At 43.9% G+C, this 22,818-nt stretch carries 22 protein-coding genes; 10 read left to right on the forward strand and 12 right to left on the reverse strand.

Annotation, left to right across the window (positions count from 1 at the left end):
• Positions 1-21 precede the first annotated feature (21 nt).
• The 8 genes from ABIE26_RS25840 to ABIE26_RS25875 form a co-directional block, all read right to left on the reverse strand.
• Complete coding sequence (locus ABIE26_RS25840; RefSeq protein ID WP_310146955.1) at positions 22-375, reverse strand: hypothetical protein; 354 nt, start codon at positions 373-375, stop codon at positions 22-24.
• Between the two features lie 53 nt (positions 376-428).
• Entirely contained in the window at positions 429-1,847 is a 1,419-nt protein-coding gene (locus tag ABIE26_RS25845; protein WP_310146953.1) for a Gfo/Idh/MocA family protein, read from the reverse strand.
• 129 nt (positions 1,848-1,976) lie between these two features.
• On the reverse strand, positions 1,977-2,915 hold the full coding sequence (locus ABIE26_RS25850; RefSeq protein WP_310146951.1) for an alpha/beta fold hydrolase: 939 nt from the start codon (positions 2,913-2,915) through the stop codon (positions 1,977-1,979).
• Between the two features lie 95 nt (positions 2,916-3,010).
• Positions 3,011-4,948, reverse strand: coding sequence for a (E)-4-hydroxy-3-methylbut-2-enyl-diphosphate synthase (ispG, locus tag ABIE26_RS25855; RefSeq protein WP_310147092.1), 1,938 nt, complete (start codon positions 4,946-4,948; stop codon positions 3,011-3,013).
• Between the two features lie 45 nt (positions 4,949-4,993).
• Positions 4,994-5,608, reverse strand: a complete 615-nt coding sequence (locus tag ABIE26_RS25860; RefSeq protein WP_310146949.1) for an RDD family protein — start codon at positions 5,606-5,608, stop codon at positions 4,994-4,996.
• Positions 5,608-6,546, reverse strand: a complete 939-nt coding sequence (locus tag ABIE26_RS25865) for a LiaF transmembrane domain-containing protein (protein ID WP_310146947.1) — start codon at positions 6,544-6,546, stop codon at positions 5,608-5,610. Before ABIE26_RS25865 ends, ABIE26_RS25860 begins: the two co-directional genes overlap by 1 nt.
• Positions 6,547-6,548: 2 nt before the next feature.
• Complete coding sequence (locus tag ABIE26_RS25870; RefSeq protein ID WP_310146945.1) at positions 6,549-7,316, reverse strand: PspC domain-containing protein; 768 nt, start codon at positions 7,314-7,316, stop codon at positions 6,549-6,551.
• A gap of 21 nt (positions 7,317-7,337) precedes the next feature.
• Positions 7,338-8,027, reverse strand: coding sequence for an SDR family oxidoreductase (locus ABIE26_RS25875; protein ID WP_310146943.1), 690 nt, complete (start codon positions 8,025-8,027; stop codon positions 7,338-7,340).
• Positions 8,028-8,204: 177 nt separating this feature from the next.
• Between ABIE26_RS25875 and ABIE26_RS25880 the strand changes: the two genes are divergently transcribed.
• The 4 genes from ABIE26_RS25880 to ABIE26_RS25895 all read left to right on the forward strand — a co-directional run bounded on the left by ABIE26_RS25880 (position 8,205) and on the right by ABIE26_RS25895 (position 11,955).
• Complete coding sequence (locus ABIE26_RS25880) at positions 8,205-8,939, forward strand: MlaE family ABC transporter permease (protein WP_015809263.1); 735 nt, start codon at positions 8,205-8,207, stop codon at positions 8,937-8,939.
• Complete coding sequence (locus tag ABIE26_RS25885; protein WP_310146940.1) at positions 8,936-9,688, forward strand: ABC transporter ATP-binding protein; 753 nt, start codon at positions 8,936-8,938, stop codon at positions 9,686-9,688. Before ABIE26_RS25880 ends, ABIE26_RS25885 begins: the two co-directional genes overlap by 4 nt.
• A gap of 12 nt (positions 9,689-9,700) precedes the next feature.
• Positions 9,701-10,582 (forward strand): class I SAM-dependent methyltransferase, encoded by an 882-nt coding sequence (locus ABIE26_RS25890; protein ID WP_310146938.1) that lies wholly within the window; start codon positions 9,701-9,703, stop codon positions 10,580-10,582.
• Positions 10,583-10,902: 320 nt separating this feature from the next.
• Entirely contained in the window at positions 10,903-11,955 is a 1,053-nt protein-coding gene (locus ABIE26_RS25895) for a hypothetical protein (protein WP_310146936.1), read from the forward strand.
• Between the two features lie 69 nt (positions 11,956-12,024).
• On the opposite strand, the gene ABIE26_RS25900 is transcribed toward ABIE26_RS25895, so the two are convergent.
• Positions 12,025-12,414, reverse strand: coding sequence for a hypothetical protein (locus ABIE26_RS25900; protein ID WP_310146934.1), 390 nt, complete (start codon positions 12,412-12,414; stop codon positions 12,025-12,027).
• Between the two features lie 162 nt (positions 12,415-12,576).
• Between ABIE26_RS25900 and ABIE26_RS25905 the strand changes: the two genes are divergently transcribed.
• Together ABIE26_RS25905 and ABIE26_RS25910 are read left to right on the forward strand one after the other, a co-directional pair.
• On the forward strand, positions 12,577-13,095 hold the full coding sequence (locus ABIE26_RS25905) for a hypothetical protein (protein ID WP_310146931.1): 519 nt from the start codon (positions 12,577-12,579) through the stop codon (positions 13,093-13,095).
• Between the two features lie 105 nt (positions 13,096-13,200).
• Positions 13,201-13,431, forward strand: coding sequence for a DUF4287 domain-containing protein (locus tag ABIE26_RS25910; protein WP_310146929.1), 231 nt, complete (start codon positions 13,201-13,203; stop codon positions 13,429-13,431).
• A gap of 599 nt (positions 13,432-14,030) precedes the next feature.
• Here ABIE26_RS25910 and ABIE26_RS25915 read toward each other — a convergent pair.
• Entirely contained in the window at positions 14,031-15,380 is a 1,350-nt protein-coding gene (locus ABIE26_RS25915; protein ID WP_310146928.1) for a flavin monoamine oxidase family protein, read from the reverse strand.
• A gap of 65 nt (positions 15,381-15,445) precedes the next feature.
• Between ABIE26_RS25915 and ABIE26_RS25920 the strand changes: the two genes are divergently transcribed.
• Both ABIE26_RS25920 and ABIE26_RS25925 read left to right on the forward strand, forming a co-directional pair.
• The gene (locus ABIE26_RS25920) at positions 15,446-16,051 is read left to right on the forward strand and encodes a Crp/Fnr family transcriptional regulator (RefSeq protein WP_310146926.1); all 606 of its coding nucleotides are present in this window, start codon (positions 15,446-15,448) and stop codon (positions 16,049-16,051) included.
• Positions 16,052-16,119: 68 nt separating this feature from the next.
• Complete coding sequence (locus ABIE26_RS25925; protein ID WP_310146924.1) at positions 16,120-16,605, forward strand: hypothetical protein; 486 nt, start codon at positions 16,120-16,122, stop codon at positions 16,603-16,605.
• A gap of 83 nt (positions 16,606-16,688) precedes the next feature.
• Here ABIE26_RS25925 and ABIE26_RS25930 read toward each other — a convergent pair whose 3' ends face one another.
• A complete protein-coding gene (locus ABIE26_RS25930) occupies positions 16,689-17,165 on the reverse strand; it encodes a DUF6702 family protein (protein ID WP_310146922.1) in 477 nt (158 codons plus the stop codon).
• 63 nt (positions 17,166-17,228) lie between these two features.
• On the opposite strand from ABIE26_RS25930, the gene ABIE26_RS25935 reads away from it, so the two are divergent.
• Together ABIE26_RS25935 and ABIE26_RS25940 are read left to right on the forward strand one after the other, a co-directional pair.
• Positions 17,229-17,816, forward strand: a complete 588-nt coding sequence (locus ABIE26_RS25935; protein WP_310146920.1) for a HupE/UreJ family protein — start codon at positions 17,229-17,231, stop codon at positions 17,814-17,816.
• Positions 17,817-17,840: 24 nt separating this feature from the next.
• Positions 17,841-19,892: a M1 family metallopeptidase gene (locus ABIE26_RS25940; protein ID WP_310146918.1), complete on the forward strand. Its 2,052-nt coding sequence runs from the start codon at positions 17,841-17,843 to the stop codon at positions 19,890-19,892.
• 5 nt (positions 19,893-19,897) lie between these two features.
• Here the strand turns inward: ABIE26_RS25940 and ABIE26_RS25945 are convergent, their stop codons facing one another.
• Positions 19,898-22,801 (reverse strand): DNA gyrase/topoisomerase IV subunit A, encoded by a 2,904-nt coding sequence (locus ABIE26_RS25945; protein ID WP_310146916.1) that lies wholly within the window; start codon positions 22,799-22,801, stop codon positions 19,898-19,900.
• Between the last annotated feature and the right edge of the window lie 17 nt (positions 22,802-22,818).

A 22,818-nucleotide genomic window follows, 5' to 3' on the forward strand; every position in this document is an offset into this window, starting at 1 on the left:
CGGAGCGTATTTTAAAATTGCTTAAGAAATTAACCTCGGCGGCCCCCTGCTGGTAAAGCCTGGCAAGGTAAATGAATAATTGCCATGGGATACCCAGATACCAGGCGCAATCGCTTCAGGATGTATTACAGGTAGAGATAGGGTATCCGGCAAAAGGACAGGCTGCGCCTGGACATGGTGAAAGTAATCGCAGATTGCGCATTTATCTGTAAGCTGGATCTTTTGGGTATCATCGCAGCTTAAGTGTCTGCAAACCGAATTGTGCCCATGATGATGAAAACCCGGAACAATAGCGATAAACAGGAAAAGCAATGCAAACAATACCAGAAAGGTTTTTCTGGGTTTTGGGCACAAGATGTTTGCATCAGCTTTCATATGAAACAAAGTTGCATATTATAAAATACAAATGCAACTTTGTTTCATATTGTTTATTTCATATTTCTAACTTTGGTATTTCCGCCCCCCTGCAAGGTTAAATTATGGGGTTTGTTACCAGTCCAGCCTCCCCTTGTAAAATCGGGAATGTCTACACTTGAAGATCGCTTTGAAACAGATTTTTTGCTCAGTGGTACAACACAGCTCCAGGCAGCTGCATCATAAACATCCTGATCCAAAGGCAGTCCGTTCCGCAGGCAATCGATCAGGCGCCAATCCATCATAAAGTCCATTCCTCCATGCCCCCCTACTTTCTTCGCGATCTCTCCAACATGCCTGATCAGTTCCGGAGTATAGGTATCATACAATTTCTTCATCTCTTCGGGTTTTAACCACTCTTCGCCAAAGGCGATGCGTTCCGGCTCTGGCCATTTGCTGGCAAAGCCTTTTGTTCCGCTTAACAAATGAATCCTGGAATAAGGTCGCGGCGAGGTTACGTCGTGCTGCAGCATCAGTGTTTTTCCTTTACTGGTCCGGATGGTTGTGGTATTCATATTACCCCTGTAATTTCTTCCCACAAATTCATTGTAAAAAGGATCAGCTTTCGCTTTTTCTTTAGCCTCGTTTCCCATCATAAAATCATTGGACGACATAGAAACGAGATAATCCATTTTATCGCCCCTGTTGATGTTCATACATTGGGCAATAGGACCTAAGCCATGGGTAGGGTACAGATTCCCATTGAAATCAATATTTTCTTTCAGCCTCCACATGTTTTCATAGCCCTTTTTATTGAAATTCAGGCCAAGCAAATCGTGGATATATGCACCCTCGGCATGGACCAGTTCTCCGAACATGCCCTGACGTACCATATTCAGGGTCAGCATTTCAAAGAAATCATAGCAGCAGTTTTCCAGCATCATGCAATGCTTACGGGTCTTTTCAGAAGTTTCTACCAGCTTCCAGCACTCTTCTATGGTCAATGCAGCGGGAACTTCAGTTGCTGCATGCTTCCCATTTTCCATTGCAAAAACCGCCATTGGTGTATGCAGGTGCCATGGCGTACAGATGTACACCAGGTCCAGCTCTTCTTTGAGGATCATATCTTTCCACCCGTTTTCGCCAGAGTACTCTGTAGCTTTGGGCAGTCCCTTTTGTACCAGATGTTTTTGTGCCGCAGCGGCGCGTTCCGGGAGTTTATCGCACAAGGCTTTGATCTCGACCCCCTCAATAAAAGACATACGGCTTACCGCACCTGGCCCGCGCATTCCCAGGCCGATGATGCCAATACGAACCTTGTCAATCTTAGGCGCCGCGTAGCCACACATGTTGAATCTTGGGGCGCCCTCACCTGGGACATATAAATCTTCATTTTCCAGAGCAGTTTCTTTAGCAAAGCCAGGCAGCCCGATGGCCATAGCTCCGGAGCCTATAGCCAGTGTTTGTAAAAATTTTCTACGGTTAGGTTTCATTTGGTTGTTCTGTTTAGTTCACTGAATATAAGCAATCATTTTTCTGATCAGCGATTCACAGACTGCGCAAACGTTTGACTTGAGGTATCGGCAAGCTGCAAGTGTAAGCTAAACGGAACAGACCGTTCTTTAAAACGTGGGTGGCGTGGCCTTAAGATCGGAATCCAGAAAATCGTTGACCATGGGGATCAGCCAGTCGGTTCGCAGCATCATACCGATATGGGTTGTGCCTGGTATAATGGCCAGTCTGGATTTAGGTAATCCGTGAATATCGCCCATCTTTCCGCCACCTTTGGCACGGAACAGTTCCAATGCGTGTTCATATCTTACCCCATCGGCATCGCCAATGGCCATAAAAACCGGAGCCTTAATATTTTTCACTTCCTTAGACCAGTCGTATGCCTTCAGGTCTATACTCATTACTTTCTTTACAAATTCCGGAAAACGCTTAGGATCATTGCCCAGGCTATCATATTGTTTTTCTATGGGTGATCCTTTAAAAATATCTGCATTCATATGCGCAAAACTCTCTTCTACATCAGGCCACCAGCCATCGTGCTTATATGTACCCGACCATATGACAAGCCTGCGTACCTGCTCAGGATGGCGCACGGCCATCTGAAATGCCACACCACCGCCCATGCTATATCCTAAAATATCGGCACTATCTATCTTCAGATGTTTCAGCAGGCCAGATACATCGTCAGCCATACCTTCATAACTAAATTCCCGGTCGGTATCCCTGGTACGGCCATGGCCCTGCATTTCTGCTACAATTACTTTCCGGTTCTTGGCAAATAGGGGGATGATCTGACCCCAGTTCATCGGTATATTCATAAAGGAACCATGTAACAAAACAACAGGTTTTCCCTTACCGTATACTTCATAATACATTTTCAGTCCGTTTACAGCTGCGTAGCCACTTTCAGTTGGCTTTACAGGGAGATTGGCGCTCGTACCATTTGTTTCTGCAGAGGCCTTTTTACTATCCTCCGGACGTTGTTGACAGGCCGTAGTCATTACCGCAATCAGGGCAAAGAAAAAAACCGGCAGCATATACTTTTTCATATCGTATGGTTTTGTTGTACCGCAAATTTCGGAAACAATACCATTCAGCCCGCAGTGTAAATGCGACAATTATAGGGCTAAAAACGACAAAGGATTTATTCCCCTCTTTGTACCCAGTTACCGTCTTCCCTGATCAGCTCAATCAGATCGTCCAAAGCATTGGCAGCATTTACATTTTTCTTTACCACTTCCCTGCCACGGTACAAGGTTATTTTATCCGGTCCTGTACCTACATAGCCGTAGTCGGCATCTGCCATTTCACCAGGCCCGTTTACAATACAGCCCATGATGCCGATCTTGATCCCTTTGAGGTGATCGGTGCGCGACCGGATGAGCTGGGTAGTTTCCTGAAGATCAAAAAGTGTTCTTCCGCAGCTCGGACAGGAGATATATTCTGTTTTTGATATTCTGGTACGTGTAGCCTGCAATATCCCAAAGCTTGTTGCATTAACTACAGGTAAAGCTACAGCTGCATCGGCTTTTATCCATATACCGTCACCCAATCCGTCTGTTAACAATGCACCCATATCGGTAGCAGCATACAACATCAGGTCACTGGCATTTATCCCTTCGTAACTTCTGCTGATGATGACCGGCAGCTGCAGGTTTTTAGTCATTAATGCAACAAAGAAATTCCGCTGGGCGGCTACCCCGTGCAATGCAGAAGTTTCCAGCAACAATACCACATTATCTTTCAGAACAGAAAGGTCTTTACCGGCTGCTTCTTCGGCCTGGATCCTGACCAGGTTTAAATGTTCGTCTTTCTGCCCAGCTTTCAGGTACTCTTCGTAAGAAAACAAAGGGTGACAATTGTTTTTGTCGCGCAATGTCAGCCAGGTATTGTAATTGTATAACTGTTTCAGGTTGCCTGGAAAAGAGAACGATGGCAACTGATCGCCCAGGTACACCATATCGCAGGCCTGATCTGCCATATTGTATTTATCCAGCACAGCACTGTAACTGTAGCCTGCTGCGCCCAGAAAATAAGGGTCTTTCAGGTTCTCCCTGCTTACATCCAGCAGTACAACAGGATGGTGATGCCCCCCGATATGCTGTACCGGAACGGTAAGCCTGCGCTGGTATTCAAAAGGATTATAGGAAAGCTTTTCTGCATCAATGGTTTTGGATTCGGTGAACAGGGTTTTCCCGTACAGATCGACAGCACGTTTTTCATATCTCGCGGCCAGGGCTTTGGCTACAGGCGCTTCAAATTCAGGATCTTCCGTTAAGGATACCCTGATGGTATCGCCCAGACCATCTTCCAGCAGCGTACCAATACCTACTGCTGATTTGATGCGCCCATCTTCCCCATCGCCGGCCTCTGTTACCCCAAGGTGCAAAGGATAATTCATCCCTTCCTTAACCATGGTTTCAACCAGCAAACGATAAGCCTGCACCATTACCTGTGTATTGCTGGCCTTCATAGAAATCACCAGGTTATAATAGTTCAGGTCTTCGCACATGCGGATAAACTCCATGGCCGACTCTACCATTCCGCGAGGGGTATCGCCATAATGGCTCATGATCCTGTCTGAAAGCGAACCATGGTTAGTGCCGATGCGCATAGCCGTACCATATTCCTTGCAGATTTTTACCAGGGGGCTAAACTTCTTGTATATACGTTCCAGTTCGGCCTGGTAAGCCTGCTGGGTATATTCTATGTTTTCAAATCGTTTTTTATCAGCATAATTGCCCGGGTTTACCCTTACTTTTTCCACGATACGCGCAGCAGCCTCGGCCGCATTGGGTGTAAAGTGAATATCGGCTACAAGTGGCACGTTGTACCCCCTTACCCGCAGTTCCTTTTTGATATTGGCCAGGTTTTCTGCTTCCTTCATGCTGGGCGCAGTGATGCGCACGTACTCGCAGCCAGAATTTACCATTCTGATGGTCTGTTCCACGGTACCGAGGGTATCCATGGTATCTGTAGTGGTCATGGACTGAATACGTATGGGATTTAAACCACCCATAGGTACATCGCCGATATTTACTTCCCTTGTTAAAAACCTCGAATACAATTGTGCTGCTTCCATGAATACAAAAATCTGTCGCAAAGATAAAGATTATGTTGATAACAATCAGATCAGGCGCTCTTTTGTGACCAGCGTTTTGGCCATTACATCATGAAAACATTGCTGTTTTTTATTGAGGAAGCTGTACAGGTAGCCAAAAAAGAACGGCGCTGCAGATATGACTTTGCCTATGTTCCGGCCAAAAGCATTGGCCAGGGTAATCCGGTCTCCGTTTAAACTGCATACCTTAATGTTCATCAGGCGTTTTCCGATTCCAGCCTGCCTTACAGAAGCTTCTGTTACACTACCATAGATCAGCTTGGCAAGAGGGATCAGTGGGATACCCGCAAAGGCGACAGAAATACGTGCTGCCTGACCTTCAACAAAAATAAAACCGATCAATACGAGTAGCACATAGGCCAGTAGGATAAAGAAAAGGTCGATTGCCATGGCCAGCAGGCGCTGATCGAACGAAGCAAAATACTGGGGTGCAGTTTGCTGATAGCTAAACCCAAGAAGCTCACGCAGTTCAGGGAACTCGTGAGCTTCTTTATAATCGTCCATCCCCGGTTTCCTGAGAAAAGTACCAGCCTGGATATCCAATTCTTTTAATTCATGCAATTGGTATGGCCCTTCTGGTTTTCCGTTGATGACAACTGTATACTCCGTATGGTTATGCATTAATAACGATTTACCTCAAAGCTACTCAATCCTCCGTCAAGAAAAATAAATATTTTATTGGCAGATGTGCTGTAGTTCGGGGTCTCATACGTTCCATCCGCTTTTTTGATGAAGCCGCTGAATTCTTTGGAAGACAAGCCTGTCTTGGCTTTAATCCTGCAGCCAGATGCGGTAGGAATGTTCAGTTTTACATCGGCAATCCCTGTTTTTACCCGTACATCGGTAACTGGCAGTAAGCTCCCCAGTTTAACATCCAGTGCAGCAGCACCACCGTCAAAACTAAATTCCCTTACTTTGTAGGCCGACAGGTCAAAATTAGCTTCCCCGGCTCCCATATTCATATGGATTTCCCATTTAGGGTTGGTATTCAGCATTAAATCTACATCATTACCACCATCGCCTACATTCCAGCTATTTTTACCTTTCATTTTGAAGGATAAAGTCCGCACACTATCCGAGATCTCATTTTTTAAAGAAAATGCCCCTCCCCGTCGCTGAACTGTTGCACTGATCAGGCTATCGGTCGGCCCTTTAAGGTCAAACGTGGTACCACCCGCAGACAAGCTCAGGATGGTCCGGGTAGGAACAGAATCGGTATAAGGCTGGGTAAAAGTGCTTTCCTCAAATCCCTCCATATCGTTATCGCTCCTGCCATCTATGCGTTGTTCTGTAGTAATCCTTTTTTTATGTGCGGGTACTTCCTGCCCTTTAATAAAAAGCAATCCTAGGGTGACGATTAAAATCCCTATGGACACAATGCTGCCCACCTGCGATTTGCTCTTGTTAAACAGAATATTTACACCGGCAATGATCAGGAATATAGGCCAGAAACGCCATACACTCCACCAGTAAAAATCAATAACATTAAAATTTTCCAAAAGGAGTACCCCACCTATAAAAAGCAGAACGATGCCCCACATTATTCTATCCAGCTTCATAACTATATGTCTTTTTTGGTAAACTGATCTTCTGTGTCATTACCTGCATTTTTATCGGCATCAGGTCCATCTGCCGGGCTTTCCGTTACCGGGTTTATTGTAGCCGGGTTAACCGGCTCCGCGGAAGCAGCAGGTGTTACCGGTTCTGCCGGACCGCTAGCCGTATTTAACGGATCCTGAAAGTTCTGCTGGTTTTTCCAGTTTTCCCAGGCACTCTTGTTTTTTGATTTTATGATAAAACTTGCCCCTATGGCAACAAAAACAAGTGGCCAAAGCTTAGTCAGCTGAAATCCGAACGGAATGAGGTTAAACTCATCCATTAAAAAATACATACCGATAACCAGCAAAAATAAACCGGCAACCGTACGCCCTGTTTCACTGCCATTCTTTTTGTACGGCTTAAAATCACTCGTTTTTTTCCAGCTGTCAAACCCGCCTTCATTTACTGTCGATGAAGTCCAGTTCTGGAAAGGTGCAGTATTTTCATTTGTCTTTTTTGGTTCAGCAAACGGGTTTGAAGCTTGGAAAGGGTTGTTTTGCCCTTTAAAAAAATCATTGAATTTTGAAAACCTTGCTGCCGGATCATTATTGACAGGTACTACAATCCACATGATGATGTATACCAGTATCCCTGTGCCCACCAAAAATATAGTTGAAAGCACAAACAGCAGTCTGATGATGGTTACATCCACCTCCATGTACTCGGCAACGCCAGATGACACACCTGCAATTACCTTATCATGCTCATTTCTGAATAATCTCTTTTCCATTATAATTCCCTCCTGTTATTTTTAAAATTGTACCGGCTTTAAAACTATCTCATCAACATTTACACCTTTGCTCAAATTTAGAATTGTGTAAATCGTTCTGGCTATATCTTCGGGTTGTACAAAACGTTCAGCGGGGATTTGTGTTCCCTCCCATGATGAAGTTAATGTAGAGCCTGGCAATATTGCGGTTACTTTAACGTTGTATTTCGATAGTTCCTGCCTCAATACATCATTAAGACTAAGCAATGCCGATTTAGTTACAGAATAACTGCCTGCATTTTCTACAACGGCCTTGGAGGCTACGGAACAAATGTTAAAAATATGCCCTGATTGCTGTTCACGCATGATTTTACCAAAATATTTAGCGCAATAATAAGCAGCCTTGAGGTTTAAATCCAACTGTAAATCAAACACATCGTCGGCTTCGTCAAGCAACCCCCCGGGAATAAAAGTCCCGGCATTATTTACTAAAACATCGGCAGCGCCCATTTGTTCGGTTGCGGCCTGGCAAAAAGCGTATACTTCTTGTTTAATGCTGCAATCGGCTTTAAAGGTAAATACCCGGGCGCTGGTATACCTCAGTTCCTGTGCAAAGCTTTCCAGTTCCTGTTCGTTCCTTGCACAAATGGCCAGGTTATAGCCATGCTGGGCCAGGTTAAGGGCAATGGCCTTTCCAATCCCCCTGGTGGCCCCGGTTACAATTGCATTCATGTTATAACATTTAATAGGCCGCAATATTACAAAAAAGGGCCATACTCAAAAACTTAGCGGCCAAAGTTTTGTTAGAAAGCTGAATCGGGTGAATTCACCCCCCTATATAAAGGTTTCAACTTTTTATTGTTTCTTTGTAGTAATATTGCGTAAATACTATAGCTAATTTATCATTGAATGAATTTTACCAATTTTGGCAGATACCTCCTCTTGTTAAAGGCCGTATTTAGAAGACCTGAGAAGTTTAAGATTTACCTGAAGGCCATTTTCAAGCAAATGGATTTTATCGGCGTAGGCTCTTTAGGCCTGATCGCCATTATATCTACCTTTATTGGTGCGGTAATGACCTTGCAGATCGCTTTCCAGCTGGTTAGTGATTTTATACCAAAAACCATTATTGGTTCTGTAAATCGGGACTCAAGTATATTGGAACTTAGCCCTACCATCAGTGCCATTGTACTGGCTGGTAAAATTGGTTCAGCCATCTCATCTGAAATTGGTACCATGCGGGTAAGCGAACAAATTGATGCACTTGAAATTATGGGCATTAATTCTCCCGGATACCTGATCCTGCCTAAAATAATTGCAGGCATTACGATGGTCCCCCTGCTTGTGATCATGTCTATGTTTTTAAGCATCACAGGTGGTTATATAGGCGGCACTTTATCCGGTGCAGTTTCCCCTGCTGAATACATCCAGGGTATCACTACAGATTTTAACCCTTATACCATTACTGTTGCCTTGGTTAAAGCTTTTGTTTTCGGGTTTATCATTACTTCGGTACCTGCGTATGAAGGTTTTTATGTAAAAGGGGGCGCATTGGAAGTTGCACAGGCCAGTACCAGGGCGGTAGTTGTAAGTTGTATATCCATTCTGGCATGTGATTACATTGTAACCCAGTTATTGCTATGATCGAAATCAAAGACATCCATAAATCATTTGGCGACAACGAAGTACTTAAAGGCATATCCGGTAAATTTGAGGCTGGTGTGACCAATTTAATTATCGGAGGCTCTGGTTCCGGTAAAACAACCCTGCTGAAATGTATGATCGGGCTACACCAACCTGAAGAAGGCAGTGTTGAATACGATGACCGGGAATTCACCACCATGAACTTTGAAGAAAAGATTGAGATCAGGAAAGAGATCGGCATGCTTTTCCAGGGTTCAGCCCTCTTTGATTCCATGACCGTAGAAGAGAACATCATGTTCCCTTTAAATATGTTTACAGAGCAAAGCCGAAAGGAAAAACTGGAAAGGGTAAACTTTTGCCTGGAAAGGGTAAATCTGGAAGGGAAAAACAAGCTTTATCCCGCCGAACTTTCCGGAGGTATGAAAAAACGTGTGGGCATTGCCCGGGCCATTGCCATGAACCCGAAGTATTTGTTTGTAGACGAACCCAACTCAGGTCTGGATCCTAAAACCTCCATCGTAATTGATGAACTGATCAAGGAGCTGACCGAAGAATACAATACCACCACTATTGTAGTCACACATGATATGAACTCAGTAATGGGTATAGGCGATTATATCCTGTTCCTCCATGAAGGAAAAAAATTCTGGGAGGGCTCCAACAAAGAAATTGCCCATACCGATGTTCAAGAACTAAACGACTTTGTTTTTGCCAGCCGTTTTATGAAGGCTGCAAAAGGAAAATTTTAATATATCCATTTTATGATAAGCCTGTTAACACCCACGCACTGGAAAGATTATGAGTTAATTGATTGTGGTGACTTTGAGAAATTAGAACGTTTTGGTAATCTGGTCCTGTCGCGGCCAGAGCCCCAGGCTGTCTGGAAAAAGACCTTATCGGATCAGGAATGGAAAAAACAAACCCATATCCGGTTCAAAGGCCGTTCGGCAACATCAGGTGAATGGATAAAAAGTTCCCCTAAGCTGCCAGATCGCTGGAATGTGGAATACAGCAACGACGAGGTAAGCATAAACCTGCGTTTGGGACTTACTTCTTTTAAACACCTTGGCGTATTTCCTGAACAGGCAGTGAACTGGGATTACATTTCTTCCTGTGTTAAAAAATTTAAATCGCCAAGTCCGAAAGTTCTAAACCTGTTTGCTTACACAGGAGCGGCCTCATTAATTGCAAAAGCCGCCGGTGCAGATACCACACACGTAGATTCCATTAAACAAGTGGTAAACTGGGCCAATGAAAACCAGGAACTATCTAAGCTTAAAGATGTGAGATGGGTAGTTGAGGATGCCCTTAAGTTTGTAAAGCGGGAACTTAAACGCGGCAAAAAATACAACGGTATTATTCTGGACCCACCAGCCTACGGCCACGGCCCCAATGGAGAAAAATGGAAGCTGGAAGACCATATCCAGGAAATGATGCTGGACGTAGTGCAGCTGCTGGATCCGCAGGAGCATTTTTTAATCCTGAACACTTACTCCCTGGGTTTTTCATCCGTAATTGTAGAAAATCTGATCAAAACCTCTTTTCCAAAGGTTAAAAACCTGGAAACCGGGGAACTTTATTTACAGGCTACTTCTGGTGTTAAATTACCATTAGGGGTATTTGGCAAGTTCAATAGCTTTTAACCGGCCCTAAACTGTTACGAAAAAAATAAGGCGCCGGATACTCAAACCGGCGCCTTTTCTTTAAACACACTTAAACCCAGTAACACCTTACTGACCAAGTTTCTTTATGACTTTGTTTAAAAAGAGGAACTTCCGGAGGGCTCCGGAAGCTTATCCTCATCAACTAAACTAAACCAAATAGTTTCTTTATATCTTTTGTTTAGAATCATTTTAAATAACACTACAAGTATAGCAACTTATTTAGAATAATTCCAAACAATATTAAAATAAATTTATAGCCAGCTTTTCTTATACTTGTACAAAAAACAAATTCTATACTTATGAAAATACCTCATCTGGCAGGCATTATTCTAATCAGTTCATTAACAATGGGTTTATTTACCAGTTGTGCTACTGATGGAAAGAAAGCGAAAGGACATACTAAAGTAACAGCCAACGGCGATACAGTAGTTGTTGAAGAAGAAAAAGAAGATACCACCCGCCAGCCGATAGACACCGCCAAGTACAATGCATTGATGAAGAAGCTGGCGAATGGAGATACCACAGGCAAGTGGCCGGTTAAAAAACAGCCCTACCCACTGGATGGCGCAATTCTTCCTTTTAAACGCATTGTAGTTTATTACGGAAACCTGTATTCTAAAAAAATGGGTGCATTGGGCGAATATGCCCCTAAAGAAATGCTGGCTAAACTGGATGCTGAAGTTAAACGCTGGGAAAAGGCAGACCCTTCTACCCCGGTACAACCAGGATTACATTATATTGCTGTAGTAGCAGCCGGAGATCCTGGCAAAGCAGGAAAATACCGTACCAGGATGCCTTTTAAACAAATCGACTCTGTAATGACCATATCCAGAATGCGTAAAAACATGATTGTATTTCTTGATATACAGGTTGCTTTAGGCACCATACGTGACGAACTGCCTCAGCTGGAACAATACCTTAAACTGCCAAACGTGCACCTGGGTATTGACCCGGAGTTCTCTATGAAGGACGGTTCCAAACCTGGCAAAAAGATTGGCACTTACGATGCCGCAGATATCAACTATTGCTCAGATTACCTGGCCAGCCTGGTAAAAAAATACAACCTGCCGCCAAAGGTATTTGTGGTTCACCGCTTCACCAAGAAGATGGTAACCAATTCGCAAAACATCAAATTGCGTCCGGAAGTTCAGGTGGTGATGCACATGGATGGATGGGGCGAACCGGAGCTAAAAAAGGGGACTTACCGTCACTTTATTTACTCTGAACCGGTTCAGTTCACCGGCTTCAAATTGTTTTATAAAAACGACCTTAAAAAGGCACCGAACAGGTTGATGACACCAGAGGAATTGCTGAAATTAAAACCGGCACCAATCTATATTCAATACCAGTAAATTAAAATAGCCTTTATAAAAAAGCGGCTTCTGACCAAAAATCAGAAGCCGCTTTTCTTATGATTATGTTTACTTCAAATTTAAGGCTATGCCCTCTCCTTTTAATAGCTTATTCAACAAAGCCACCAGGTTGCCAAGGTTGTGTTTCAACAGGGTATAAATGTTCAGCCTGAAAATGTCCAGATCATTCATTTCGTCCTTCAAATGATTGTTGAGTTTAATCTTATTTTTTAATCGTTTAGCCTCGGCCAGGTGAAATTCCAAAAAATAAGCCAGTCCTATTGGTTTATCGGCCCATACATTGGTAATAGTTTCCGATATCCTTTTGAATTCAGCTTCCAAAAACTCAAGCTGCTCATGATCTATCTCAAAATCCAGATTTCTGTCCATATCAATTAACAGCACCCCTATCCTGATCAACTGGTTGTTTACAACCGGACTGCTGCCCCTTTCCATCATAATTTTGACTATAAATTTATATTTCGGGATTAATATGTGAAATTTTGATGGATAAAACAGCAGTTTCCCTATTTTTTGTTCTGGCATGAAAGTAGTGCGATCCTTAGTACAAATCAAAAGCACATGAACTTACCATCGTTAAAGCGGGTTAATTTTAAAAAAATGAGAGCAGATCTAAGCAAAGGCTTCAAAAACCTTGCTGAAGGTGGCTTTAAACAGATCTTTAACCAGATCGACCAGTTGGGCATCAAAAAAGGTGTTGATACCATGGGTATAGATAAATTTGTAAACCAATGCGCACTCTTTGCTGCAGGTTCCGGAGTGGTAACGGGTATAGGCGGCATGGGTACCATGCTGGTGGGCACACCGCTGGATGTGATTAACCTTATTACACAGCAGTTCAGGGTAACTTTAGCCATTTCCTACCACCATACCGGTCAGTACAAAATTAGTTTTGAAGAGTTTTTTAAAATTGTAGCTTCCTCCGTAAAGGCAGACACCAAACTGGCCATCAGTAAAAATGTAATGGAAGAAGTGGCCGAGAAGATCCTGATGAACCTGGGTTCCAAAGCAACCCGCCGGCTGGTCCCAGTTATCGGTGGGGTAATTGGCGGAACCGTAAACTATCTGTTTATAAAAGGTGTTGCAAATGAACTGAAGTCCAAATCCGGTAAACTCTAATTTTCTGATTGTCGCAATCACCCCGTTTAAATGTCTTTTTTCACCGTTGCCGGTCTGGTGTCTTTGCAGTTATATTTGTACAATTACCATCTAAATAAATACACTATGTCATTTCAAGCTTATTTAAAAACGATAAAGGAAAAAACAGGCTTAGGTCCACAGGAATTCAGGGCAAAAGCAGAAGAGAAAAAGTTTACAGAAAACGGTCAGCTCAAAGCAAATGTAAAAGCTGCTGAGATTGTAAGCTGGATAAAAGAAGAATATGAGCTGGGTCAGGGACATGCAATGGCTATTTATGCACTGCTGAAGGGAATCAAGGACGAGAATAGCCAGTAATCGTAAAAATAACCCTTCTCTTTTGCGGCTGCATGAATTCAATTTTTTCTTAACAGAAAAAAATGAAATAACGCTCATGCCGCATCAGAAAAGGTTATTTTTATAAGCCTTAGCTGTATTCAGTATACCTTAACCCTGCGTTAACCCTGCGCTTTGGTTTTTGGCCGGGTACAGCAGGCGTTAAGCAACCGTTGAAAAAGCCAAAGGCTAAAACAAGGCCTTATCAACCCCTATCCAACGCCGGCGCAACGCCCCTGAAAAACAAAACGCACAGTTAACGCAGCCTGAGCGGAACCTAAAGGCACCTACTCCCCCCCTGCTATCCCTGACGTTCCGTCTCTAACAATTGCAGTAATAATTTATACCACCAATTTGCAGAAGCAAACTGGTTGGGTATTCCATTGAATTTCGCCGCTGATTCTGCATTTAAGCTGTGCGGGTCCTGAAACAAGTTCAGGATGAAGCAGTGTGTTAGCAAGATGACGTGTGGTATAATAAAGCAAACGGAAAATTACCTTCTCTGAGCAGACCTGGGAATAATTTATGTTTCTTCAACGCAACTTGTTCCAGACTGCGAGGATAATGATTGTTTTTCCCTGTTATATTTCTCCTGCGGCCTCTTCCCCACTATTGATGGCCCCTTCCATAAACCCTTGCCAGTCGGCCAGGTGTTCGCCGGCAAAATGGGTATGCAGAAAATGCTTTTTAAGTACCGGCATTACATTAAACCATTGCCCCGGGCGGTAAAGCGCATAAGCCCCTTTGGAATAGCCATTCTCACCCCAATGGTAGTTTTCCTGTTTTTCGAGGTACTGTTTTACATCCCCAAAGTGGGGTGCTAAAGTTTTTTGAACCTCATCTGCGATCCATTCCTTACTTTGATTGGCAATTACATCGGCCTTATCGCCTATGCTATAAGAAATGAGCACGCCCTTTGCCGACTGCTGTCCCTTTGTGGCATGGTAAAAATAATGTGGAAGCTGGTCGGTAACCATATCAAAAGCCTCGTCTTTCCAAAACCTGTTGCTAAAAACTATCGCATGCTTATTAATTCTGGCATATTGAAGCTCATTCAAAGCCTGTACCTTTTCATCCGGTAAGCCCGGTTGCCAGTCTATCATTTTAACGGCAAATGTGGGTAATGTACAAATGATCTTGTCTGCTTCAAACACTTTTCCCTGATCGCAATAAACCTTTACGCCACCGGGCTCCTGTATAATCCTGGTTACCCGGTGCCCCGTCAGAATAGCTGATCTGCCAATGTTATCAGCAAGGCTTTCGGCGAGCATGCCATTGCCGCCGGCAATTTTCATGTCCATTTCATTTTTATCGCTGCTCTCTGCATATTCCGCCAATGCGGCAAAAGCTGAAACATGCCTGATACTTTCTCCGAAATCCGTGCTGTCTAAAAGCGAATGAATGTCCAGATCTCGTCCCTGGCAGCCATTGTTTACCAGATAATGCCACCAATCGTAACGGTCCAGCGCCTGTTTATCTGCTTCTGTAAAAGATTTAAAATCAGCTTTTAATTTTTTAAACCGCTGTGCCCAGTTTTCGCTGACACTCCACTTCCCCTTAGGGGAATATGCTCCTTTGTAGATCAGGTGTGTATCCATGCGGTTATCCCTAAGGTCCAGTTTCAGTTCTCCGCAGAGTTCGCGCATACGGGTGTGGTTTTCTCCAACCCACTCTCCGCCAAGTTCTACCACCAGGTCTTTATCCATTTGTCTTGAAAAAACCCTCCCGCCAATACGGTTCTGGCTTTCAAGAATGGTAAAGGCGATGCCCTTTTCTTTGAGTTTTTTAGCTGCCGCAAGTCCCGAAAAACCTGCGCCGATGACAATCACTTTTGTTTTCTCCGAAATGGCCTGTGCAAAACCAAAAGGAGATATAAGGACGCCGGCTGCTACCAGAGCACCTTGCTGAAGGAAAGCTCTTCTGGAACTCATGATCACCAGATATTTAAAGTGTCATTCATAACTAAATATATTATTTTTAAAGCACAAACAGAATAATGAAATTTTATACGATGCCTGAAGTTAATTTTAATTCCATACTTGAAAATGTAAACAGGCACATAAAGCTTGAAAAAGAGGAATCAGATTTTTTCATTTCCCTGCTGCAGCACAGGTTACTTAACCGCAAGGAATTTCTGCTCAGGCAAGGGGAAATATGCAGGAAAGAGACTTTTATTGTAAAAGGTTGTCTGCGTGTTTATACCACAGATGAAAACGGCGCTGAGCATGTGGTTATTTTTGGGGTAGAAAACTGGTGGGTGGGAGACTTTGCCAGTTTTATCACACAAACACCTGCCACCTATTACATTGATGCACTGGAAGATACAGAGGTCTTACAAATCACGAAAGAAGACCTGGAAAGGCTTTATGAAAAAGTCCATAAGTTTGAACGTTTTTTTCGCCTTCTTCTTCAAAATGCCTATGCCGCACAACAAAACCGCATCAACCAGAACCTCGCTTTTACTGCCGAGCAAAGGTATCTGGACTTTATAAAGAAATACCCGCAGCTGGAACAGCGTATTTCCCAGAAGCAGGTATCTTCTTATCTGGGTATAACTCCCGTGTTTTTGAGCATGATCCGCAGAAAGCTGATGGGCAAGTGATTTATTAAACTACTTTAACGTTTTTGACTTTTTCAGGCTGTTGTTTTGTAGTATAAAAACAACAGAAAATGAAAACCAGTATTACACACACCAAAACAGGCACCATTGTATGGGCCACTATAATTTCAGGAGTTTTAGATGCGCTTGCCGCCATTGTTGCCTACAAACTATTTTACAATTACAATCCTGTTCAGATTTACCAGTTCGTAGCCAGCGGCGTATTGGGACCAGACGCCTATACCGGTGGTTTACCGGCAGCCTTACTTGGTCTTGCATTTCACTTTTTGATCGCATTTTTTGCCAGCTGTGTGTTCTATTTGCTCTTCCCCAGATTTCCGTTTTTAAAGGACAATAAAATTATTAGCGGTATGCTCTATGGTTTCGGCATTTGGGCAGTTATGAATTTAGTGGTTATCCCGATGAGCAAAATCCCTGCTGCACATTTTGATGTCCTTGCTGTAATCGCCATCATCTGGCACATGGTTTTAGTGGGTTTACCCATTTCGATGATCGTAAGCAACCATTATAAATACTCCAGAGATATCAAGCGCTAGTGATAGTTTCTCCCATTTTACCCTGCAGGGGTTTGTCAACCCACAAAAACAAGAAACTTTGCAGCCAGCTTTGCCTATAAGTTTTAATAGGTAAAAGCAACCTCACTTTTCGGGTTATCCAGCTTGGTGCTTTTACGCTGACCGTTTACAATGGCATGGACCAGGTTACTCTGTGATTCATGCTGCTCAAAGAGGATGTCGTTCTTAATACTCAGGTGTTTTATTGATGGGACATCCACCATCTCGAAATAACACCAGGCGGCATCCTCTTCTATCTCATAGCCCAGGTACTTCAAATCGAGGGCCTTACCATTGGCACTGATCTTCAGGTGTGCTTTAATATACCTGGTAATCAAAGCATCTACCTGCTTCCTGTCGGCAGGCTTTAAAATATTCACCTTGGTTTTATACTGCTTTTCCAGTGCCCGTTCCAGATCATCAAAAAAAATCCTGCTGCTCACCTGCACTGCTCCATTATTTTTTTGTTGTACAACCTCTGTTACACTTACGTAAAACGGGTGAAATATATTTAACCAAAAAAATAATAAACACTGCAACATTTTGTTTTTCTTAATTTAAATGAGGATATTGCTATTCCAATAGCTAAGGTACAAATTAATTCAATGCAGGAATTCCCCCTTTATTTTCAACTAGGCTGGCAACATATTTTAGACTGGCAGGGATACGATCACATTTTATTTGTCATGGCCCTATGTGGCACTTATATGCTGGCCGACTGGAAAAAGGTCCTGATCCTGGTCACTGCATTTACCGTTGGGCACAGCATTACCCTTGCTTTAAGTGTATTTAAGGTCATTAGTGTAAATACCGCGCTGATTGAGTTCCTGATCCCGGTTACTATCCTGATCACCGCGGCAGCCAATATTTTCAGTAAGCGAAAAAAACCAAAAGGGCAGACTTTTAAATACCTCATGGCACTTTTTTTTGGTCTGATCCATGGCCTGGGTTTTTCCAATTACCTGAAAAGCCTGCTGGGCAAAAGCAGCAGCATCACCGCTGAACTGTTTGCCTTTAACATCGGACTGGAATTTGGCCAGATATTGATCGTGGCTGGAGTGCTGATCCTTTCCTTCATCCTGATCTGGATTGTAAAAATAAAGCGATGGGATTGGAATTTCTTTCTTTCATCGGCTATATTTGGGATATCCTTTGTGATGGCCGCCGAACGTTTTCCGGCATTACTTGGATAAGCATACTCAAACAACGAAACACCAATGAATAAAAACCTGCTGTTTTTTACTGCGCTAATATTCAGCACCAATGCGTTCAGTCAGCATGTAGTGCACAATCCGGGTTCCAATCACGGAAATAAATTCGAACAGCTGGGCACCATCATCAGCAGTCCGAATATGTACCGTTCTGCTTCCGGCGCACCGGGTCCGGCTTACTGGCAGCAACGTGCCGATTACGAGATCAATGCCGAACTGGACGAAAAGAACCTCCGGCTGAATGGCGCTGAAACCATTACCTATTACAACAATTCGCCCGATCCGCTAAGTTATTTGTGGGTACAGCTGGATGAAAACCAGCACAAGGCCAGCAGCGACAATAAGCTAACCGAAAGGTCTAAAATAACAGATCAGATGAACAATAAGGCTTTAGCCGACATCATCAATGCCGAAAACAACCTGGGTGTTAAAATCTTAAAAGTTACGGATGACAAAGGGGCTGCCTTACCTTATACCATCAACAACACGATGATGCGCATAGACCTGCCCCTGGTTTTACAGCCTAAACAACAATACAAGCTTAAAATTACCTGGAACTATAACATTGCCAACCGCATAGCTGATGGTGGAAGGGGTGGTTATGAATATTTTCCTGAGGATGACAATTACCTGTTCACCATGACCCAATGGTTCCCCAGAATGGCGGTTTATTCCGATTTCCAGGGATGGCAAAACAAACAGTTTGAAGGAAGGGGCGAGTTTGCCCTGGTATTTGGCAATTATAAAGTAAACATGACTGTTCCGGCCGACCACGTGGTAGGCGGAACGGGCGAATGCCAGAACTATGCACAGGTGTTAAATGCGGCCAGCTTACAGCGCTGGAATGCGGCCCAGACCGCAGAAACACCCATTGAAATCGTAAACCTTACCGAGATCAAATCCGGGCTTTCAAAAAAATCCAATGCAAAAAAGACCTGGACCTATAAAGCCGAGAATGTAAGGGACTTTGCCTGGGTATCGTCCAGGCGCCTGGTATGGGATGCCATGGCCACGCACATTAACGGCAAAAAGATCATGTCCATGTCGTACTACGGCCCCGAGGCATACCCGCTATACAACAAGTATTCAACAAAAATAGTGGACCATACTTTAAAGGAATACTCTAAACACACCATTCCCTATCCATACCCTGTGGCCATTTCTGTGGAAGCTGCAAACGGAATGGAATACCCGATGATCTGCTTTAACTATGGCCGTGCCCAAAAAGACGGCACTTACACGGATGCAATCAAATACGGTATGATGAGTGTAATCATTCACGAAGTGGGACATAACTTCTTCCCGATGATCGTTAACTCTGATGAACGGCAGTGGTCATGGATGGATGAAGGTTTAAATACCTTTTGCCAGTACCTTACCGAACAGACCTGGGAAAAGAACTATCCTTCGCAACGCGGGCCCGCGCATAAGATTGTAGATTACATGAAGATGCCTAAGGATCAGCTGGAGCCGATCATGACCAATTCCGAGAACATCATCAATTTTGGGCCTAACGCCTATGCCAAACCGGCTACAGCCTTAAATATTTTAAGGGAAACCGTTATGGGCAGGGAACTTTTTGATTATGCATTTAAAGAATATGCAAAGCGGTGGGCATTTAAGCACCCTACCCCTGCCGATCTGTTCAGAACGATGGAAGATGCCTCAGCTGTCGACCTCGACTGGTTCTGGAGGGGCTGGTTCTTTGAAACCGATCCGGTAGATATTGCCCTGAACGATGTTCGCTTCCGCCAGACAAGTAACAAAAAGAATTTCTATGAGCTGGATTTCACTAATGTAGGTGGCCTGGTGATGCCAATCATTATTGAATGGACATTTAAGGATGGCAGTAAAGAAGTAGACCGGATTCCGGCTTATATCTGGCGCAAGGATGAAAACAAAGTAACCAAGGCATTTGCCAAGGATAAAGAGGTCGTATCTGTGCAGCTGGATCCTTACAGGGAAACCGCTGATATCGATGAAAGCAACAATTCATGGCCAAGAAAGGTACAGCAATCCCGGGTTGATCAGTTTAAACAGCAATCCGGGCAGCGGTAGGGAATTTAAAAGAAGCCCAGCTGGCCTTTATCATCAATCTTAATGTCGTCAGGATTGGTGATCTCAAAGTCCACCTGCTTAGCCGGCTTTGGTTCCTCTGCTTTTTCCTCCTTTTCAGGTTTGGCACTTTCAGCTGGCTTGGCCGGTTTGCTGCCCCATGCTTTTTTAGCCTTTTCTGCCACAGGTTTCGGCTCCTCTTCCTGGGCAGGGCTTTGATCCTGTGGTACCTCATCCGTTTCCGGTAAAGGGACTTCCTCTTCATCCGCGTCTTTACTCATTGCCGGATCAATCAGTTCTTCTTCCCCCTCCTGCGCTATTGCGGTATTGTTTTCCTCATCAACAGGCTCATCACCTTCTGTTTCTGCAGCAGCAGGCGCGGGCACAGTTTTTACCTCCTCTGCAGGTTCTATCTCTTTATTGTTACTGATCGTGATATTTTTAACATCATGGGCAGTCATCCTGTTTCCATTGGCCTTAATCCCTTTTACATCAATGAACTCCGTCAGTACAATTTCAAGGGTTTCGGGAACCTTTGTCTTACCCTTCAGCACATCAACAGTCAATACCGCAGCGGGGTTGCTGGTAATGTAAAGGAATTTTGAGCCGCTTTCTTCACTGATCAGGCTGAACTTCTTGCCCACGGCAATAGGCTCAAACAGGAACCTTTTGATGAAATAGTTTTTAGCCTTACCTTCGTACTGCACCACAGCAAAAGCCTTCTCGGGATCAAATTTCTGGATCAGGACCAGGTCATCATCAAAGTGGTTGCTCAGCTCAAAAGTACTCAGCTCATACCAGCCATCTTTATGTACCTGTAATATCTTATCGTCGCCATCAAATTCACCAAGGTATTTACCACGGCCATCTACATTCAGTCTCCTCAGCAGGTCGTCATACCAGATTTTCAATCCGGCCAGTGTAGACACCCCCTTGCTTTTCAGCAGCACTTTCTTAACCGGGTATTTAGAAACGATATTCCCCTGGGATCCACGGCCTTTTATGGCAATTTCAGCAAAGTCCAGGTCGAACTGCAGTTTCTTTAATTTGGCATGCGGCTTAAGCTGTACGGTCACAACTTCGGCCTCTCCATTAGGATTTGCAGTAAAGTAGAGTACTTTAGAGCCTTTGCTTCCCTTGGTCAGGTCGTACTCCTTATCGCGGGTAACCCCAACCACGGCAAAGCGCTTGATGTAGGAGGTACCGCTTGCACCATCTTTATAGATCATGTTGTAAATGGTCCGCTCATCGCCCTTTTTAAATACCTGGGCGTGCAGAATTCCTTTACCTACAAAAGTTTTATCCGCTACCTTGGTAATGATGCATTTTCCATCTTCCCTGAAAACAATGAGCTCATCAATATCCGAACAATCGGCCACAAATTCATCCTTACGCAGACCTGTTCCGATAAAACCATCTTCACGGTTCATGTATAATTTTACGTTGGCCAGGGCAACTTTAGACGCTTCTACCCTGTCGAACAAACGAATCTCCGTTTTACGCTCCCTGCCCTTACCATACTTGTCTTTCAGTTTTTGAAACCAGGCAATGGCATATTCTGTAAGGTGACGCAGGTGATTTTTAACGACTTTGATCTCATCAGATAGCGCTTTCATCTGCTCGTCAGCTTTCTTCACGTCGAAACGTGTAATGCTGCTCATCGGCTTATCGATCAGCTTCTTAAAATCTTCCGGAAGGATCTCTCTGTACAGGTCAGGTTTGAAAGGATCAAACAAGCGGTTCAATACTTCTACCACCGCTTCAAAAGTACCGGAGTTCTCATAGTCGGCATTTTTGTACATCCCTTCCTGGATGAAGATCTTCAACAGAGAGCTAAAGAATATCTTTTCCTGCAGTTCATGCAGTTTAATTTCAAGTTCCTTTTTCAGCAATGCTTTCGTGTGCATGGCATTCTGTACCAGAATGTCGTTTACACTCAAAAACTGCGGTTTCTCGTCTTTAATGATACAGGTATTCGGAGAAATGGAAACCTCGCAGGAGGTGAAAGCATACAGGGCATCAATGGTCACATCCGGAGAAATACCAGGCGCAAGCTGTATCACGATCTCTACATTGGCTGCTGTATTGTCTTCGATCTTCTTGATCTTGATCTTGCCTTTATCGTTGGCCGATAAAATGCTGTCTATAACTGATCCTGTAGTCGTGCTGTAAGGAATTTCAGTGATCACCAGTGTTTTTTTATCCTTTTCGGTGATCTTTGCCCGTACCCTGATCCTTCCGCCACGCATCCCTTCGTTATAAGCCGAAAAGTCGGCCATACCACCGGTAAAGAAATCGGGTAAAATATTAGGTCTTTGTCCCTGCAACGCCTCAATAGAAGCATCCAGCAGCTCCACAAAGTTGTGTGGCATTACCTTGGTGGCCAAACCAACGGCAATACCTTCCGCTCCCTGTGCCAGCAACAAAGGAAATTTTACCGGCAAAGTAACCGGCTCATTGTTCCTGCCGTCGTAGCTCAACTGCCATACGGTAGTATCACCATTAAATACAACCTCATTTGCAAATTTTGAAAGGCGGGCCTCAATGTAACGTGGGGCGGCTGCATTATCACCCGTAACCGGGTCTCCCCAGTTACCCTGACAATCAATCAGCAGGTCCTTTTGCCCGATCTGCACCATGGCATCACCAATGGAAGCGTCACCATGGGGGTGGTACTTCATGGTATTCCCGATCACATTGGCGGCCTTATTGAAACGCCCGTCATCCATTTCCTTAAGGGAGTGCATGATACGGCGCTGCACAGGCTTCAGGCCATCATTGATGTGTGGAACAGCACGGTCAAGAATTACATAGGAAGCATAGTCGAGAAACCAGTTTTCATAAAGTCCGTTAATAGGGATTACCGTATGTTTATTTTCTTCGTTTATGTTGTTTTCTAATTCTTCGCTCATCAAAAAAGGATTGTATG

It is taken from the genome of Pedobacter africanus (assembly GCF_040548825.1).
In the GTDB taxonomy this organism is placed as follows: Bacteria; Bacteroidota; Bacteroidia; order Sphingobacteriales; family Sphingobacteriaceae; genus Pedobacter; species Pedobacter africanus_A.

What these genes read in the sequence shown, in the direction of transcription:
- ABIE26_RS25840 (WP_310146955.1), bottom strand. Translation starts at nt 375, where the DNA reads ATGAAAGCTGATGCAAACATCTTGTGCCCAAAACCCAGAAAAACCTTT.
- ABIE26_RS25845 (WP_310146953.1), bottom strand. Translation starts at nt 1,847, where the DNA reads ATGAAACCTAACCGTAGAAAATTTTTACAAACACTGGCTATAGGCTCC.
- ABIE26_RS25850 (WP_310146951.1), bottom strand. Translation starts at nt 2,915, where the DNA reads ATGAAAAAGTATATGCTGCCGGTTTTTTTCTTTGCCCTGATTGCGGTA.
- ispG (WP_310147092.1), bottom strand. Translation starts at nt 4,948, where the DNA reads ATGGAAGCAGCACAATTGTATTCGAGGTTTTTAACAAGGGAAGTAAAT.
- ABIE26_RS25860 (WP_310146949.1), bottom strand. Translation starts at nt 5,608, where the DNA reads ATGCATAACCATACGGAGTATACAGTTGTCATCAACGGAAAACCAGAA.
- ABIE26_RS25865 (WP_310146947.1), bottom strand. Translation starts at nt 6,546, where the DNA reads ATGAAGCTGGATAGAATAATGTGGGGCATCGTTCTGCTTTTTATAGGT.
- ABIE26_RS25870 (WP_310146945.1), bottom strand. Translation starts at nt 7,316, where the DNA reads ATGGAAAAGAGATTATTCAGAAATGAGCATGATAAGGTAATTGCAGGT.
- ABIE26_RS25875 (WP_310146943.1), bottom strand. Translation starts at nt 8,027, where the DNA reads ATGAATGCAATTGTAACCGGGGCCACCAGGGGGATTGGAAAGGCCATT.
- ABIE26_RS25880 (WP_015809263.1), top strand. Translation starts at nt 8,205, where the DNA reads ATGAATTTTACCAATTTTGGCAGATACCTCCTCTTGTTAAAGGCCGTA.
- ABIE26_RS25885 (WP_310146940.1), top strand. Translation starts at nt 8,936, where the DNA reads ATGATCGAAATCAAAGACATCCATAAATCATTTGGCGACAACGAAGTA.
- ABIE26_RS25890 (WP_310146938.1), top strand. Translation starts at nt 9,701, where the DNA reads ATGATAAGCCTGTTAACACCCACGCACTGGAAAGATTATGAGTTAATT.
- ABIE26_RS25895 (WP_310146936.1), top strand. Translation starts at nt 10,903, where the DNA reads ATGAAAATACCTCATCTGGCAGGCATTATTCTAATCAGTTCATTAACA.
- ABIE26_RS25900 (WP_310146934.1), bottom strand. Translation starts at nt 12,414, where the DNA reads ATGATGGAAAGGGGCAGCAGTCCGGTTGTAAACAACCAGTTGATCAGG.
- ABIE26_RS25905 (WP_310146931.1), top strand. Translation starts at nt 12,577, where the DNA reads ATGAGAGCAGATCTAAGCAAAGGCTTCAAAAACCTTGCTGAAGGTGGC.
- ABIE26_RS25910 (WP_310146929.1), top strand. Translation starts at nt 13,201, where the DNA reads ATGTCATTTCAAGCTTATTTAAAAACGATAAAGGAAAAAACAGGCTTA.
- ABIE26_RS25915 (WP_310146928.1), bottom strand. Translation starts at nt 15,380, where the DNA reads ATGAGTTCCAGAAGAGCTTTCCTTCAGCAAGGTGCTCTGGTAGCAGCC.
- ABIE26_RS25920 (WP_310146926.1), top strand. Translation starts at nt 15,446, where the DNA reads ATGAAATTTTATACGATGCCTGAAGTTAATTTTAATTCCATACTTGAA.
- ABIE26_RS25925 (WP_310146924.1), top strand. Translation starts at nt 16,120, where the DNA reads ATGAAAACCAGTATTACACACACCAAAACAGGCACCATTGTATGGGCC.
- ABIE26_RS25930 (WP_310146922.1), bottom strand. Translation starts at nt 17,165, where the DNA reads ATGTTGCAGTGTTTATTATTTTTTTGGTTAAATATATTTCACCCGTTT.
- ABIE26_RS25935 (WP_310146920.1), top strand. Translation starts at nt 17,229, where the DNA reads ATGCAGGAATTCCCCCTTTATTTTCAACTAGGCTGGCAACATATTTTA.
- ABIE26_RS25940 (WP_310146918.1), top strand. Translation starts at nt 17,841, where the DNA reads ATGAATAAAAACCTGCTGTTTTTTACTGCGCTAATATTCAGCACCAAT.
- ABIE26_RS25945 (WP_310146916.1), bottom strand. Translation starts at nt 22,801, where the DNA reads ATGAGCGAAGAATTAGAAAACAACATAAACGAAGAAAATAAACATACG.